Source organism: Acetobacter ghanensis, from assembly GCF_001499675.1.
Lineage (GTDB): Bacteria > Pseudomonadota > Alphaproteobacteria > Acetobacterales > Acetobacteraceae > Acetobacter > Acetobacter ghanensis.
This window is the reverse complement of sequence record NZ_LN609302.1, coordinates 2,498,678-2,512,694: the sequence shown is the minus strand read 5'-3', so window position 1 is coordinate 2,512,694 and position 14,017 is coordinate 2,498,678. Positions and strand designations below refer to the sequence as shown.

The window sequence follows — 14,017 nt, the reverse complement described above, 5'->3', positions numbered from 1 at the left end:
GCAACAGTAACGACTATGATATGAAAATCCTGCTGGAAACGAGAGAGAAAAACAGGTCCGCATGTCCTTTCTTCGCCCCCGAAAATCTTGGCTTGGCCTGCTCCTAGGGAGCGCGGCTTTTATTTCAGCCGCTGCCGTTCAGGCTGCCGAACCCGTTCTGCAGACGGAGCAGAGCGATGTTGTAACCCTCAAGCCCTACAGCCCTCACACCATTTTGGTGGAAGACGCGGTTTACACCCATAACAAGGATGGCCGTGTTGACGTGGTAGATGCCGACCGTGGCGTTCTGCTAGGTATGGTACAGGCGGCCTACAACGCCAACATGGTTATGACGCCAGACGCCAGCCGTTTTTATGTGGGGGAAACCACATGGGAACGCGGTAACCGCGGTGCGCGGAATGATCTGCTGGCCGAATACGATGCCCAGACGCTGAAAATCACGGCAGATGAAAAACTGCCTTCCCGCGCACTGGTCACGCCCAAGCGTAACAATATGGCAATCAGTGCCGATGGTGGCCGTGTTTATGTGTACCAGATGAGCCCCGCCAACGCGGTGGAAGTGGTGGACACAAAGGAACACAAGGTCAGTCAGACGGTAGAAATTCCCGGCTGCGCGCTGACATACGCATGGGGCAACTCCGGCTTCTCCTCCCTGTGTGCCGATGGCACGCTGACCAATGTCAGCCTCGGAGCAGATGGCAAGGCCAGTGTGACCCACAGCGCCCCGTTCTTTGAGCCGGATAAAGACGGTATTTTTGAACAGAGCCCCAGCGTTGCCAAAGACGGGCAAACGTATTTCATCAGCTATAGCGGCAAGGTTTACCCAACCACCCTGTCCGCCAACAGCACGGTGCAGGCCCCTTGGTCCTTGCAGGAAGGTGCAGGCATCAAGCCCGCATCCGATGCGTCCGCTCCGTTTGAGGTAACGTGGCGTCCGGGTGGCTGGCAGATGTCCGCCCTGCATAAGGATACGCACGAACTCTATGTGCTTATGCACCGCGGTACCTTCTGGACTCACAAGGATGCCGGGACCGAAGTATGGGTATACAACACGGACACGCACAAGCGTATCCGCCGTATGCCGCTCAAGGTTGCCAGCACCATGGTGGGTGTAACGCAGGATGCCGCTCCGCTGATGTTTACTGCGGATGAAGATAGCGGCAATTTCTTTATCTCCGATGCGCGCACGGGCAAGCTTTTGCGTACGATGAAAGGGCTTGGCACGTCTCTTATCTTCACGGTTGCGCCGGGTGAAGGATGAGCCTGTCGGCTTCGGTCTCTCTGGTGCCTGCATGGTGCGCTGAGGCTGGGCAACTGGCTGCGGCTTTAAGTGCTGGCTGCATTGGCACCATGTTTTTGGTGGCAGGGGTTGCCAAGCTGCGCGATCATGACACGTTTTTGGGCACGCTGGCCTCTTACCGCCTGCTGCCTGACTGGTCATACGAGAGCGTGGCATGGGCGCTGGCGGTTGCTGAAACTGGAGTGGCTCTTCTTCTGTTTTCCGGTTTTGGTGCGCTGGTCGGTGGCCTTGCCGCAGCCACCCTGCTGGTTGTGTTTGCTCTTGCCATGGGGGTGAACGTTCTGCGTGGACGCACCGACCTTTCCTGCGGGTGCACGCCGGGTGTTGTGAGCGAAAAGCTCTCATGGGCCGTGGTGTTGCGTACTGTGGCCTGCGCCGGTGTGGCGTTGGTGCCATGCGTGGGTCTTGCTGCTGGGGGAGGGCTTGCTCTGCCTCTATGGGGGCAGGGTGTTGCAGGGGGTGTGTGCCTGTATTTGCTATGGCAGGCCATACAGGTTCTGCCGCCGGTACAGGTGCCCGGTTCCGCTGGGCAGGAGCATAGCGCATGATAATGCTGTTGAGCATATGGCAGGCGCTGCTTGTGCTGCTGGTTCTGGTTCTGGCCGTGGTTCTGGTTGCCCTAGCACGCCAGATTGGTGTTCTGCACGAACGGTTGGCGCCGCTGGGTAATCAGGAGGTCAAACCCGGTCTGGATGTTGGGCAGATTGTCCCGCGTCTGGTCCTGCATACACTGGATGGCAAACCGTTTACCGTGGGGGATGTGCTGCCCCCCGGCCGCAGGCAACTGTTGCTGTTTGTGGCGGCGGAATGCCCTGTGTGTAAACGCGTTTCTCCCATTGCGCGGCAGATTGCCGCCGAGCGTGGGCTGGATCTGGTGTTTGTGGGGGATGGCCCGGAACCCGAGCTTGCCGCCATGCAGAAGGCCCGGCCGGAAATGCAGGGTGTGCCGCTTATAACCGGGGTTGAGCTGGCTCTGGTTCTTCAAATCAATCGTATGCCCTCTGTGGTGCTGCTGGACGAGCGGGGCACCATACTGGCCAAAGACCTAGTGAATACCCGCCGTCAGATTGAAGGGGTGCTGGACGGTGTTGCCGCCACCCACCCCGCATTGCCAAGCGATACAGGAGCGAATGCCCATGTTGCCTTCTGAGAAAACTCAAAACACAGAACAGGGTGTTTCCCTGTTCGACCGTATGACCGAAACCGTGCTGCGCCGTTTTGCTGGCCGCACGTCCCGCCGTGGTGTTGTGGCCCGGCTGGGGGGGCTTGCGGCTGCTGTGCCGCTGTTTCCGCTGCTGCCGGTTAGCCGTGCTTCAGCCGCAACAACCACGGCTGGCAAGGCTGCGTCCAAAGCCCCATCTCCTTTTGCGTCCAAGGCGCAGGCCAAGGACCCCAACGCTTGTGACTACTGGCGTTACTGCGCCATTGACGGCAACCTGTGCACCTCCTGCGGTGGTGGCGTACATAGCTGCCCGCCCGGTACGGCACCTTCTCCCACATCATGGATCGGGAGCTGCTATAACCCGCAGGATGGCAATTCCTACATGATTGCCTACCGTGACTGCTGTGGTCAGGATTCCTGTAACGAGGTGACCTGCCTTGGCACGGATGGTGACCAGCCGTCCTACCGCCCCATGGCCAATAACGACATCATCTGGTGCTTTGGCACGGGCACGTCGGAAATGTACAACTGTTCCACGGCTGCCGTGATCGGGAAATCTTCCTGATCATGCCTGCAACGTTGTTACGTTGCGTTGCAGGGTGTTTTGCTGCGGTGCTTGCCATTCTGGTTGGCACCGCCAGCGCCCATGCCGGGCCGGATGCCGTGCCCGGCGCAACCACCCTGAGTCATACGCAATCCGTTTACGTGTCCCATTGTGGTGGGTGCCACGGGATTGAGGGCATATCCGGCCCGACCTTTGTACCCATGCTGCGGAATGCCGTAGGCAGCTTTGCCTGCACGGATGAAGGGCGTGAGTACCTTATACGGGTTCCCGGTGTTTCCATGTCCCTTATTCGGGATGACCAGACGCTGGCGGATGTCATGAATTTTGTGCTGATCACATTGGGCGGCACCAGCACGCCACCGGGGTTTCGGCCTTATACGGCGGCGGAAGTTCATACATGGCGGCAGCACCCACTTTCCGATCCGGAGTTTCTGGCCCTGCGTGCGCATGTGCTGGAACGGTCACTTGCTGCCTGTAAAAAGGCAAAATGACTTCAAAACTTAAAATGACTTTTAATCAGGCATCATTCAGCCTGTACCCGCCAAAAACTGTATTCGCCCGGTTGGTCGGGTCCTGTTGGGTTATGTCGTTCTGATTTGTGGAGCAAAAATAGGATGTTTCTTCGCCGCCCATTACCCGTAGGGATGTGGCTTACCCTGCAACTGGCGGCGCTGCCCGCATTTGCGCAGGAAAAAATAACCCCCGGTGATGCCGCACGCCCTCTGGTGCTGGAAGAAACCCCGGCGGAAAAATCGCAGGCCGAAAAGGATGAGGTGAACCTCAAGCCATCCAAAAACCACACATGGTTTGATGACCTTGAGGGGCATCTGGTGGTCGAGGCCGGTGTTAACGGTAACCCGTGGACGCACACAGGGCGTAACTGGGCGCAGTCCTATGTGGACCGGGCCAATACGGCCACCCTTAACCAGATTACGGGAACAATCTCCCACCCCACAACCGATATTGGTGGGGGGTATGGTCTAGGGTTTGTGTTCGAGGTGCTTTACGGTTCGGATGCGCGCTTTAACCCGACCATTGGTATGGGCGATGGCAATCTGACGGGCATGTACCAGTGGACCCCCACGCAGGCCCATATTGATGCCCACCTGCCGTGGCTGAGCAAGGGTGGCATAGACCTGCAGATTGGCCAGCAATACGGTATTCAGGGCTTTGAAGGCACGGATGCGCTGGAACGTCCTTTTTATTCCTACAACTATTCATCCGATTACATTGTGCCGTTTGAAACGGTGGGTGTGCTGGCTACGTGGCACATGACCGATACAGTGGCATGGGTTCTGGGTGTTAACGCGGGTAACTCCACCACCTTTGGCGGCGCCAAAAACAATACGCGGCCCAAAGGGTATTTTGGTGTGCAGCTTAGTGGTCTTGCCGATGGCAAGCTGGATGTTGCCGCTATTGCCTACCTTGGCCCGCAGCAGAGTGTGTATGCCATTGGGAGTGATGCCAACCACGAGATGGAATATATTGGTGACATTCTGGCGACCTATAAGCTGAACGACACCAGTACGATTACCCTAAACGGCACCTACTTCCACGATGACTACCTGCAGGATGACGTGTACGGGATTACCACGTACTTCTCGCATGATTTCTCGCCGTCTCTAACCTTCAACGCACGTGGCGAAATCTTTCGGGATAATAACGGTGGCGTTGTGGGCAACAACACGTCCACCATGTCTTACGTAAACGAACTGCGTGGGCGGAATTATTCCTACGATTATGCCCCCGGCACCACCTATGGGGAATTGACGGTAGGGGTGACCTACCGGCCAGAATTCCTCAAACTGCCACGTGGCAGCTTCTCCATTCGTCCGGAAGTGCGGCTGGACAAGTCTTTGAATGGTACCCGGCCGTTCAACCGTGTTTCTCCCACGGATGACCCAATGGTTAATTACGCTAATAACGGTACCAACAACATGTTCTGGTTTAGCTGCGATGCCATCTGGTCTTACTGATGTGCGCGCGCACTGGCTCAAGGTCTGACGTATGACACAGGCAAGTCTGCAAACCCTTGTTGTTATTAACGGCATGTTGACTGTGCTGCTGTTGGCCGCGTTTGGCGTGGCCTACAGCATGATGCTCAGACTGCGCAGGCTTTTTCAGGAAATTGCGCCTGTTGGCGCATTGACCAATGCGCGTGGCCCCCAGCCGGGGGATGTCTGCCCTGCTCAGCCTTTTGCCACACTGGATGGTCAGGCAATGGTGCTGGCGGGTGGAAGCAGGCCCCGCCTGCTGCTGTTTGTGTCTGCCACGTGCCCCATCTCTCGCAAGGTCATTCCCATTGCTCGTAACTTTTGCGCCAAGGAGCAATTGGAGCTTGTGCTGGCGGGGGATGATAACCCGGTGGCGCAGGCGCATTTTGCACAGCAGACCGGCACACCGCCCGCTCTGTTTGTGAATGACCCGGCCCTTGGGCGTGCGCTGGAGGTGGACAAGCTGCCTGCGGCTTTCCTGCTGGACCAGCAGGGCGTGCTGATTGCACGCGGGCTGGTTAATAACCGTGAGCATCTGGAAAGCCTACTGAACGCGTGGGAAAGCGGGTTTGATACGGTGCAGGCCTACATCAACCACAACCGCGCAACAAAGCGGGTTTAAGAGCGTAGGAGCATAAGCCGCGTTTACGGTTATGCTCCGCCGTGCGGCTGTCTGCCCCGCTGTGGATGCAGCCGCATTGCCTGTTCCTGTCTTGTGGATGACGGAACCTTCATGCACATAATGGCGTTGAGGGCAACTGTGCAGCTACTGCACAGGGTCCATCCATACTCAAGGAGAACGCAGGCGTGAGCATTCCTGAACTAACCCTGACCGATGGCCGAAGCTTTCCACTTATAGCTTTTGGTACATACAAACTAAACGGCGCGGCAGGTGTTAAAAGCATGATCAGCGCGTTGGATGTGGGCTACCGCGCGCTGGACAGTGCCTTTAATTACGAAAATGAAGGTGCCGTTGGCGAGGCTGTGCGCAAAAGCGGACACAAGCGCGAGAACCTGAGCATTGCATCCAAGCTGCCCGGCCGCCACCATAAGTATGACGAAGCCCTGACCTGTATTGAGGAATCCCTCTACCGTGCCGGGCTGGAGTATTACGACCTGTACTTCATTCACTGGCCCAACCCCAGCAAAGGGCTGTACGTGGAGGCATGGCAGGCGCTGATCGAAGCCCAGAAGCGGGGCTATGTGCGCTCCATTGCCGTGTGCAATTTTCTGACCGAACATCTGGACAAGCTGAAGCAGGAAACCGGCATCCTGCCCGTTATCAACCAGATCGAGCTTTCTCCCTACTTCCCGCAGGATGATATGCGGGCCTACCATAAGAAACACGGCATTGTGACCGAGGGCTGGAGCCCCATTGGCCGTGGCGGTAAAATCCTGTCGGATGATCTGATCGGCCGTATTGCCAAGCGGCTGGGCAAAACTCCTGCTCAGGTTGTGTTGCGCTGGCATGTTCAGGTTGGCTCCGTGCCCATTCCCAAAGCCTCGCACCGTGAACGGCAGATTGAGAACATGTCCGTGTTCGACTTTGAACTGACTGAACAGGATATGAAGGATATTGCCACGCTGGCCCGCCCAGATGGCCGGTCCTTTGGGCAGGACCCGGCCACGTATGAGGAGTTCTGAGGGCGTCTGAGGTATGGACAGCCTCAAACTTGCGCAGCTCCGGTTTTTTTGCGCGGTCATGGAGGAGGGGTCGATTGTGGCCGCCTCCCGCCGCCTCAACTGCGTTGCATCCAACGTAACGGCTCGGTTGCGGGAGCTGGAGCAGGTTGTTAACCAGCCGTTGTTCCTGCGGGAAAAAGGCCGGTTAATTGAAACGCCAGCAGGCCGGGCTTTTTATGATGAGGCGCGGGAGGTTGTGCGCCAGGCTTCGGCTCTGGAGCATTTTTTTGAACCCGACGTGCCGCGTGGTCTGCTCCGGCTGGGGGCGCTGGATGTGGCGTTGCGCCATTTTCTGCCCCAAAAGCTCCCCTCCTTCATGCAGGCCTGCCCGGATGTGGAACTGCATCTGCTTAAACGGGCCAGTTACACGCTGGAGCAGATGCTGATGGCGCGGGAGATTGATCTGGCTCTGACCGATGGCCCGATTGAACACCCGTTGCTGGAAAGTCGTCTGGCTTTTACGGAACATCTCCGCCTTGTGGCCCCGGCACATGTGGCTGACTTTGCCCAGATCAACTGGGCAGAAACGGATGTTCTGCTGTTTAATACGGATTGTTATTACCGCAGCGTGTTTGAAAACTGGATGCGCAGGAACGGCATTGTGCCAAGGCGTGTGCAGACTATCGAGTCCTACCACGTTATTTTTTCCTGCGTGCAGGCAGGGCTAGGGGTCTGCTGCTGCCCGGATGTAATGTTGCCTGTTGCCTACGCGCAGGGGTTGCACGTTATGACCCCGCCAGATCTGCCAGAAGCCCCGGTGTACAGCGTATGGCGGCGAGATGGCACAATGCCGCTGCTTATGCGCCTTGTGGAGCATCTGAGCGCAGCCGCGGTTTAGCCTGTTCAGTTTTTGTAAGCTGTTTGCTCACATATCATCACTTTTAAAGTGTCGTCTTTTTCCCAATAATCATGACAACACTGTTAGAGGAATATTGGAAATGTCTTTGAAAAAACATGACCTGTTCATAAATGGTCAGTGGGTTAAACCCAGCTCTGGTGACTATATCACCATCAAAAACCCGGCAAATGGAACCGAGGTGGCCTCCGTTGCCAAAGGGAATGCGCAGGATGTGGACAAGGCGGTAGCCGTAGCCCGCACAGCCTTTGGCGCATGGAGCCGCAAGACAGCCTCCGCACGGGCGGACTACCTGTACGCGTTGGAAAAACTGCTTGTGCGGGACAAGGAAAAACTCGCCACCATCATTACATCGGAAATGGGCAAGCCCATTGCAGAAGCACGGGTGGAAGTGGATTTTGCAGCAGGGCTCTTGCGCTTTGCCGCGGAAAATACACGTCGCCTGCAAGGTGAGATTATTCCGGGTGAACGCGAAGGGGAAAAAATTCTCATCGACCGCGTGCCGCATGGGGTTGTGGGCGGGATTGCCGCATGGAACTTCCCCCTTGCCCTGTGTGCCCGTAAAATTGGCCCGGCCCTAGCCGCGGGCAATACCATTGTCATCAAGCCGCACGAGTTAAGCCCGCTCTCCGGTCTGGCGCTGGCCGCACTGGCAGAGGAAGCCGGTCTGCCCGAAGGTGTCCTGAACGTTGTAACGGGTGATGGCCCGGATGTGGGCGTGCCGCTGGTGGCGCACAAGGATGTGCCGCTTATTACCATGACCGGCTCTACCCCTGCGGGTAAGAAGATTATGGCTGCTGCTGCCGAACATCTGAAGGAAGTGCGGTTGGAGCTGGGCGGTAAGGCGCCGTTTATTGTTATGGAAGATGCGGATATTGATGCTGCGGTAGAAGCTGCGGTGAGCGCGCGCTTCTTCAACGGTGGTCAGGTCTGCACCTCCAACGAACGCACCTATGTGCACGAGGCAGTTTATGACCGCTTTGCCAACAGCCTGCGTGAACGCGTTGCCAAGCTGAAGGTGGGCGACCCCATGCAGGATGGCACGGATATGGGGCCAAAGGTGAGCCTGGCAGAGCTGGAAAGGTGGATGCCATGGTGCAGAAGGCCGTGGCGCAGGGCGCCAAGCTGGAACTGGGCGGCCACCGGCTGACAGGCGGCGCGTATGACCACGGCACCTACTATGCCCCGACCCTGCTGAGCAATGTGAAGCATGGTATGGACATTGTGCAGAATGAGGTGTTCGGCCCTGTTCTGTCCCTACTCAAGGTGCGTGATTTTGATGAAGCCCTGAAGCTGGCGAACGATAGCCAGTATGGCCTTTCCGCTTACCTGTTCACCAAGGATCTGGGCCGGGTGCTGCGGATGACGCGCGAACTGGAGTTTGGTGAGGTGTACGTCAACCGTGGTGCCGGGGAGGAACCGCAGGGCTTCCACCACGGCTACAAAAACAGCGGTCTTGGAGGGGAAGACGGCCAGCACGGTCTGGAAGCCTACGTGCAGACCAAGACCGTTTACCTGAATGCCTGATAGGCGTTAACGACCTTGGTATTTGGTGCAGGCTGCGGCGCTTTATGGCTCCGCAGCCTGTCTGCTTTTGGGGCTTCCTAACCTACGTTCTGGTGTAGCTTAAGGGGCCTGTCTGGCGTTTTGCACGGCCCGTTCCATGTTGGTGGGGGTGGCCGTGGTGAAGTGAGTCATGACAAAGCTGGCAATATCGGCCAGATCATGGTCGCTAAGGCCTCCGCCAATAAAGTGCGGCATAATCTGCACACCTGTGGCGGTTTGCATACCGCTCCCTTGCACCAATACCTGTACAAGGTTGCGCCCGTTATCGGCCCCCAGTGAGCGCGCCCCGGTTATGGTGGCAAAGCTGGACTGGCGGCCTGTACCGTCTGGCATGTGGCACCCGGCGCAAGCAGAGGCATACAGGCGCGCGCCACGCGTGTTCTGGGGTAATGTGGCGTCCCCCGCGGCAGGAGTTCTGGTTTCCACCGTATCCGCTGCCGTGTGGAGCGGGGGAATACTGCGCAGATAGACCACCATGGCGTGAATATCCTGCGCGTTCAGGTAGCGCAGGCTATGGCCGATCACATCCGCCATATCCCCCGACGCCGTGCCGTGCCCATCTGCATGGCCGGTGGAAAGGTACTGGGCCAGTTCCTCATCCGTCCATGCGCCTAGGCCGCTCTGTTTGTCTGACGTCAGATTATAGGCGCGCCAGCCATTGACCACGCTGCCCCCCAAAGCCTTGCTACTGTCCAGCCCAAAGGAGAAGGTGCGCGGTGTGTGGCAGTCTCCACAATGGCCGGGGCCTTCCACCAGATACCGCCCCCGGTTCCATTCCGCCGATTTGCCCGGATCATCCGGATAAGTGGAGGCTGGGCCGTTTAATACGTTCCAGAACACCATGAAACTGCGTATGGAAAACGGAAACTTGAGGCTGTTGGCTGGTGTTTTGTTGGAGGAAGGTGGCAGGGTCGCCAGATAAGCGCGCATATCCCGCACCTGTGCGTCCGTCATGCGGGCATAGGCGGGGTAGGGCATGGCGGGGTAGAGGTGCTTCCAGCCGGGGGATATGCCTTTGCGCACGGCATCTACAAACTGCTGGTCTGTCCATGCGCCAATGCCTGCCGCTTTGTCCGGTGTGATGTTGGGGGAGTAGATAACCCCAATACCCGGCAGGTTGAAGGCGCGGCCACCAGCGTAGGGCGTGCCGCCTTCCGCTGTATGGCAAACCTCGCAGTCTGCCGCGTGGGCCAGATACCGCCCGTTTTCCACATTAGCGGCGGATGTGGCGGCATGGGCCGGGTTGGCTGCCAGCAGGGCTACACCCGCAAGCATGCCCAGCAGGTAAGGTGTGTGGCGTGTGGGCATCAGCCTTGCTCCTTGCCGTCTGCCCCATTGCGGGGGGAGAGAAGAGGCAGCGTACGGTAACGCCGCCCCTGTGCGGCAGACATGGCGTTGGCCAGCACGGGGGCAGCCGCCGCCGTACCAACTTCACCAATGCCGCCGGGGTCTTCCGTGCTGGGCATAAGCAGGACATTAATCTGGCGGGGCGCTTCGTTCATGCGCATGACGCGCCATGTGTTGAAGTTGTTTTGCTGCACCCGGCCGCCTTCCAACGTAATTTCATTATACAGGGCGGCGCTAAAGCCAAAGATCAGCCCGCCTTCGATCTGCGAGACAACCTGATCGGGGTTGAGCACACGCCCACAATCCACCACAGCAGTTACGCGGTGGATAATGACCGTGTCGGGGCTGGGCATTTCCACCTCTGCAATGGTGGCCATGTAGGAACCAAAGGCAAACTGCACGGCCACGCCGCGTGCGCGCCCTTGTGGTATGGGAGTGTCCCATCCGGCTGCGTGTGCGGCTCTGTCCAGCACGGCCAGAGCACGCGGGTTTTCGGCCAGCATGGCGCGCCGGTAGGCTACGGGGTCCATGCCTGCGCGGTGGGCCAGTTCGTCAATAAACCCTTCAACCACAAACAGGCCCCGTGTGCCGCCAACGCCGCGCCACCATGCGGTTACAATGCCGGGGGCTTCCCGCCGGGCAAATTCCAGCCTGTAGGCAGGGTAAGTGTAAGGGGTGATGACGGTGGCGACCGAAAGGTCCTCGTCATATCCGTCCTTGGTCAGTTCTGGCGGGTCCCAGCGTGCCACCACGGCGGGGCCGACAATGCGGTGAGTCAGGGCGGTAATAAAGCCTTTGTCATCCAGTGCTGCGGTCATCTGGTCCACATAGGCGGGGCGGTAGCGGTCCCGCGTCAGGTCCTCCTCACGGCTCCAGATGATTTTGAGCGGGTAGGGCACCTGCCGGGCAAACTGAATGCACTGGGTGACATATTCATGCTCCAGCCTGCGGCCAAAGCCCCCACCAATATACTGGCAGTGGACGGTTATTTTCTCTTTGGGCAGGCCGGTCAGCTCTGCGGCTGTGTCCCGCGCACGGTCGGCAATCTGCGTGCCGGTCCATACGTCGCACCCATCGGTGCGGACATGCGCCGTGCAGTTTATGGGCTCCATGGGGGCATGGGCCAGCAGGGGCTGTTGGTAGATGGCGGTGTGCGTTGTGGGCGCATGGGCCAGAATGGCCGGGGCATCCCCCTTGGTATTGGCAACAATGGCCGGCCCGGTCAGCCCATCGTGCAACTGGTCGTAAATGGTCTGGGTGGTTACGTGGGCATTGGGGCCATAATGCCATTGGGGCTTGAGGGCGCGCAGGCCCTTGCGTGCGGCCCAGTAATGCTCGGCCACCACGCATACGGTGTTGCCGGGTTCGTTGACCAGAACGGCCAGTACGCCCCGAACGGCTAGCGCAGCCTGCTTGTTCATGCCGGACAGGGTGCCACCCTCCACGGGGCAGGCGGCCACGGTGCCAATTTTTTGTCCCGGAATCTGAACGTCCATGCCAAAAATGGCGCGTCCTTCAACCTTTATGGCGCTGTCTATCCGATGTTGGGAGCGGCCCAGAAGGGTATAGCTGGCCGGGTCCTTGAGTGCTGGTTTTTGCGGCACGGGCAGGGCGGCAGCATCCGCAACCACTGCACCAAAGGGCAGTGTGCGTTTGGTGGGCACATGAATAATGGTGGTGGAGCGGGTTATGCAGTCCTCCGGTGCGGCGTGCCAGCGCGTGGCAGCGGCCTGAACCAGCATACTCCGTGCTGCTGCCCCAGCCTGACGCAGCGGTAGCCACTCGGTCATGACGGAAGTGGAGCCACCCGTAATTTCGGCCCCGGCACCGGGCGGCGCTGCTTCAATATCCACCTGCGGCAGATCTATGCCCAGTTCTTCGGCAATCAGCATGACGGATGAGGTGTAAATGCCCTGACCCATTTCCACATTAGGGAGGATGAGCGTTATGCGGTTGTCTGCTGTAATGCGGATATAGGCGTTGGGGGCAAAGGCTCCCGGTGCGTTTTCCACCAGCATACCCTGCTCGGGCCGGGGGGAGGATTGTGCTCGCCCACGTGGGACGGGCCACAGGGTAGCCAGCAGGAGCGCGCCTCCGGCCCCCAGAAGCTGCCGACGGCTGGCGTTGGGAACGGTGTGAGATGTCATGCCAGTTCTCCTGCCGCATGGTGGATTGCGGCGCGGATACGCATATAGGTGCCGCAACGGCACAGGTTGGCGGACATGGCGCTGTCTATCTGCTCATCCGTTGGGTGGGGAACACTGCGTAGCAGGGCAACGGCGGCCATAATCTGCCCGGGTTGGCAATAGCCGCACTGTACCACATCCAGCGCAATCCAAGCGGTCTGCACGGCTTTTGCCACGGGGTCTGTGGTGTCCAGCCCTTCCAATGTGCTGATGTGCTGGTCCCCAATAAGGCCCACAGGCAGGTTACAGGCCCGTACGGCGCGGCCATCCATATGCACGGTGCAGGCGCCGCACTGCGCTATGCCACAGCCAAATTTGGTGGCGTTCATGCCCAGAACATCGCGCAGAACCCACAGAAGAGGGGTGTCTGGATCGACATCCACCTGGTGGGATTGTCCGTTTATGTTCAGGGTCAGCATGGGGGCTCCTTGGGGTCTATCGGAACTGTAATGTAATGGAACTGATTTGTTTTCGAAATGGGAATGATGACGAAAGTAAGCGGTTTTCGAAATTTTATCTGTATATGTAAGAATATATTTGTATGAGATGAAGAAATGAAGACGCGGATATATCATATATCCTGAAGGTCATTTGCTGCCGGAGGTTTGTGAGGTGGATTGATCCATAAAATATGAAAATACAAGTATTTATAGTCTGTTTTCCAATGATTGTGAATGGAATTTGCGCTTCTGCATCAGAACTAAATAGGGTGAGCGGATGCGTTGGAATTGCAATACATATTTTATATATAGGAAGATTTTAGAAATAGAAGATTAACGCGGTATGTGGCGGCGGTGCAAGGTAGCGTGTTGTTTACGCCATAATCAATTATACGATATTTAAATATAGTATTTGGGGATTGTGGTCATATGGTTTGCGTTGGTGTGGGCGGGCACAGTCTGCCCAGCCGTTCTGCGCGTATTTTGGAAATACTTCTTGCGTGTGGAGGCGGACCCTGCCTTGGAAATGACGCATGTGGTAAGGTGCCGCAGCCAACGGCTCTCCGCTGCCCATGAGCGCCGTTGGTCATGCCATTTTGCTGACCTTGGGGAAAATGGCCATGTCAGTTTCTCTTGGGGCCAGACGAGAGAAAACGAAATTCACCCTATGGCGATAATTGTAAACCCTGTTGTCTGCGGTTTACAGTCATTGGGAATTTTGGGAAGACAATAACAGGAAAACAAGGCGGTTGGTGGAGCTGAGGGGAATCGAACCCCTGACCTCCTCATTGCGAACGAGGCGCTCTCCCATCTGAGCTACAGCCCCGCCTGTTTTGTTGCGAGTGGTTTATAGGGCTTACCAATTTTCTGTCAAGCTGTATTGTAATGTGTATAACCAAAGGTGGTATGCCTGTGGGC

Annotated in this window: 12 protein-coding genes, 1 tRNA gene and 1 pseudogene; 10 read left to right on the top strand and 4 right to left on the bottom strand. The window is 57.8% G+C overall.

The window, feature by feature from the left end:
- Nucleotides 1–61 precede the first annotated feature (61 nt).
- The 10 genes and pseudogenes from AGA_RS11680 to AGA_RS11635 all read left to right on the top strand — a co-directional run bounded on the left by AGA_RS11680 (nt 62) and on the right by AGA_RS11635 (nt 9,087).
- Nucleotides 62–1,261, top strand: a complete 1,200-nt coding sequence (locus AGA_RS11680; RefSeq protein ID WP_059024437.1) for an amine dehydrogenase large subunit — start codon at nt 62–64, stop codon at nt 1,259–1,261.
- A complete protein-coding gene (locus AGA_RS11675; protein ID WP_231945810.1) occupies nt 1,258–1,848 on the top strand; it encodes a MauE/DoxX family redox-associated membrane protein in 591 nt (196 codons plus the stop codon). The genes AGA_RS11680 and AGA_RS11675 overlap by 4 nt, the downstream gene beginning before the upstream one ends.
- Nucleotides 1,845–2,450 (top strand): redoxin family protein, encoded by a 606-nt coding sequence (locus tag AGA_RS11670; RefSeq protein WP_059024436.1) that lies wholly within the window; start codon nt 1,845–1,847, stop codon nt 2,448–2,450. Before AGA_RS11675 ends, AGA_RS11670 begins: the two co-directional genes overlap by 4 nt.
- Nucleotides 2,437–3,027, top strand: a complete 591-nt coding sequence (gene mauA / locus AGA_RS11665) for a methylamine dehydrogenase (amicyanin) small subunit (protein ID WP_059024435.1) — start codon at nt 2,437–2,439, stop codon at nt 3,025–3,027. The genes AGA_RS11670 and mauA overlap by 14 nt, the downstream gene beginning before the upstream one ends.
- A gap of 2 nt (nt 3,028–3,029) precedes the next feature.
- Complete coding sequence (locus AGA_RS11660) at nt 3,030–3,518, top strand: c-type cytochrome (RefSeq protein ID WP_059024434.1); 489 nt, start codon at nt 3,030–3,032, stop codon at nt 3,516–3,518.
- Between the two features lie 123 nt (nt 3,519–3,641).
- Complete coding sequence (locus AGA_RS11655; RefSeq protein ID WP_059024433.1) at nt 3,642–5,003, top strand: outer membrane beta-barrel protein; 1,362 nt, start codon at nt 3,642–3,644, stop codon at nt 5,001–5,003.
- Nucleotides 5,004–5,034: 31 nt separating this feature from the next.
- Nucleotides 5,035–5,643, top strand: coding sequence for a thioredoxin domain-containing protein (locus tag AGA_RS11650; protein ID WP_231945808.1), 609 nt, complete (start codon nt 5,035–5,037; stop codon nt 5,641–5,643).
- A gap of 185 nt (nt 5,644–5,828) precedes the next feature.
- Nucleotides 5,829–6,665: an aldo/keto reductase gene (locus tag AGA_RS11645; RefSeq protein WP_059024432.1), complete on the top strand. Its 837-nt coding sequence runs from the start codon at nt 5,829–5,831 to the stop codon at nt 6,663–6,665.
- 13 nt (nt 6,666–6,678) lie between these two features.
- Nucleotides 6,679–7,542, top strand: coding sequence for a LysR family transcriptional regulator (locus AGA_RS11640; RefSeq protein WP_059024431.1), 864 nt, complete (start codon nt 6,679–6,681; stop codon nt 7,540–7,542).
- 199 nt (nt 7,543–7,741) lie between these two features.
- Nucleotides 7,742–9,087 (top strand): annotated as a pseudogene (locus AGA_RS11635) (aldehyde dehydrogenase family protein).
- Nucleotides 9,088–9,186: 99 nt separating this feature from the next.
- Here the strand turns inward: AGA_RS11635 and AGA_RS11630 are convergent.
- The 4 genes from AGA_RS11630 to AGA_RS11615 all read right to left on the bottom strand — a co-directional run bounded on the left by AGA_RS11630 (nt 9,187) and on the right by AGA_RS11615 (nt 13,925).
- Entirely contained in the window at nt 9,187–10,434 is a 1,248-nt protein-coding gene (locus AGA_RS11630; RefSeq protein ID WP_059024430.1) for a cytochrome c, read from the bottom strand.
- Nucleotides 10,434–12,620 (bottom strand): xanthine dehydrogenase family protein molybdopterin-binding subunit, encoded by a 2,187-nt coding sequence (locus AGA_RS11625; protein ID WP_059024429.1) that lies wholly within the window; start codon nt 12,618–12,620, stop codon nt 10,434–10,436. The genes AGA_RS11630 and AGA_RS11625 overlap by 1 nt, the downstream gene beginning before the upstream one ends.
- Nucleotides 12,617–13,078 carry a (2Fe-2S)-binding protein gene (locus AGA_RS11620; protein WP_059024428.1) on the bottom strand — a complete coding sequence of 154 codons (462 nt, stop codon included), beginning with the start codon at nt 13,076–13,078 and terminating at the stop codon, nt 12,617–12,619. The genes AGA_RS11625 and AGA_RS11620 overlap by 4 nt, the downstream gene beginning before the upstream one ends.
- Before the next feature lie 771 nt (nt 13,079–13,849).
- Nucleotides 13,850–13,925 (bottom strand) — tRNA-Ala (locus AGA_RS11615).
- Nucleotides 13,926–14,017: the final 92 nt, after the last annotated feature.

Coding starts and splice junctions, on each gene's coding strand:
- AGA_RS11680 (WP_059024437.1), top strand. CDS start 62: ATGTCCTTTCTTCGCCCCCGAAAATCTTGGCTTGGCCTGCTCCTAGGG.
- AGA_RS11675 (WP_231945810.1), top strand. CDS start 1,258: ATGAGCCTGTCGGCTTCGGTCTCTCTGGTGCCTGCATGGTGCGCTGAG.
- AGA_RS11670 (WP_059024436.1), top strand. CDS start 1,845: ATGATAATGCTGTTGAGCATATGGCAGGCGCTGCTTGTGCTGCTGGTT.
- mauA (WP_059024435.1), top strand. CDS start 2,437: ATGTTGCCTTCTGAGAAAACTCAAAACACAGAACAGGGTGTTTCCCTG.
- AGA_RS11660 (WP_059024434.1), top strand. CDS start 3,030: ATGCCTGCAACGTTGTTACGTTGCGTTGCAGGGTGTTTTGCTGCGGTG.
- AGA_RS11655 (WP_059024433.1), top strand. CDS start 3,642: ATGTTTCTTCGCCGCCCATTACCCGTAGGGATGTGGCTTACCCTGCAA.
- AGA_RS11650 (WP_231945808.1), top strand. CDS start 5,035: ATGACACAGGCAAGTCTGCAAACCCTTGTTGTTATTAACGGCATGTTG.
- AGA_RS11640 (WP_059024431.1), top strand. CDS start 6,679: ATGGACAGCCTCAAACTTGCGCAGCTCCGGTTTTTTTGCGCGGTCATG.
- AGA_RS11630 (WP_059024430.1), bottom strand. CDS start 10,434: ATGCCCACACGCCACACACCTTACCTGCTGGGCATGCTTGCGGGTGTA.
- AGA_RS11625 (WP_059024429.1), bottom strand. CDS start 12,620: ATGACATCTCACACCGTTCCCAACGCCAGCCGTCGGCAGCTTCTGGGG.
- AGA_RS11620 (WP_059024428.1), bottom strand. CDS start 13,078: ATGCTGACCCTGAACATAAACGGACAATCCCACCAGGTGGATGTCGAT.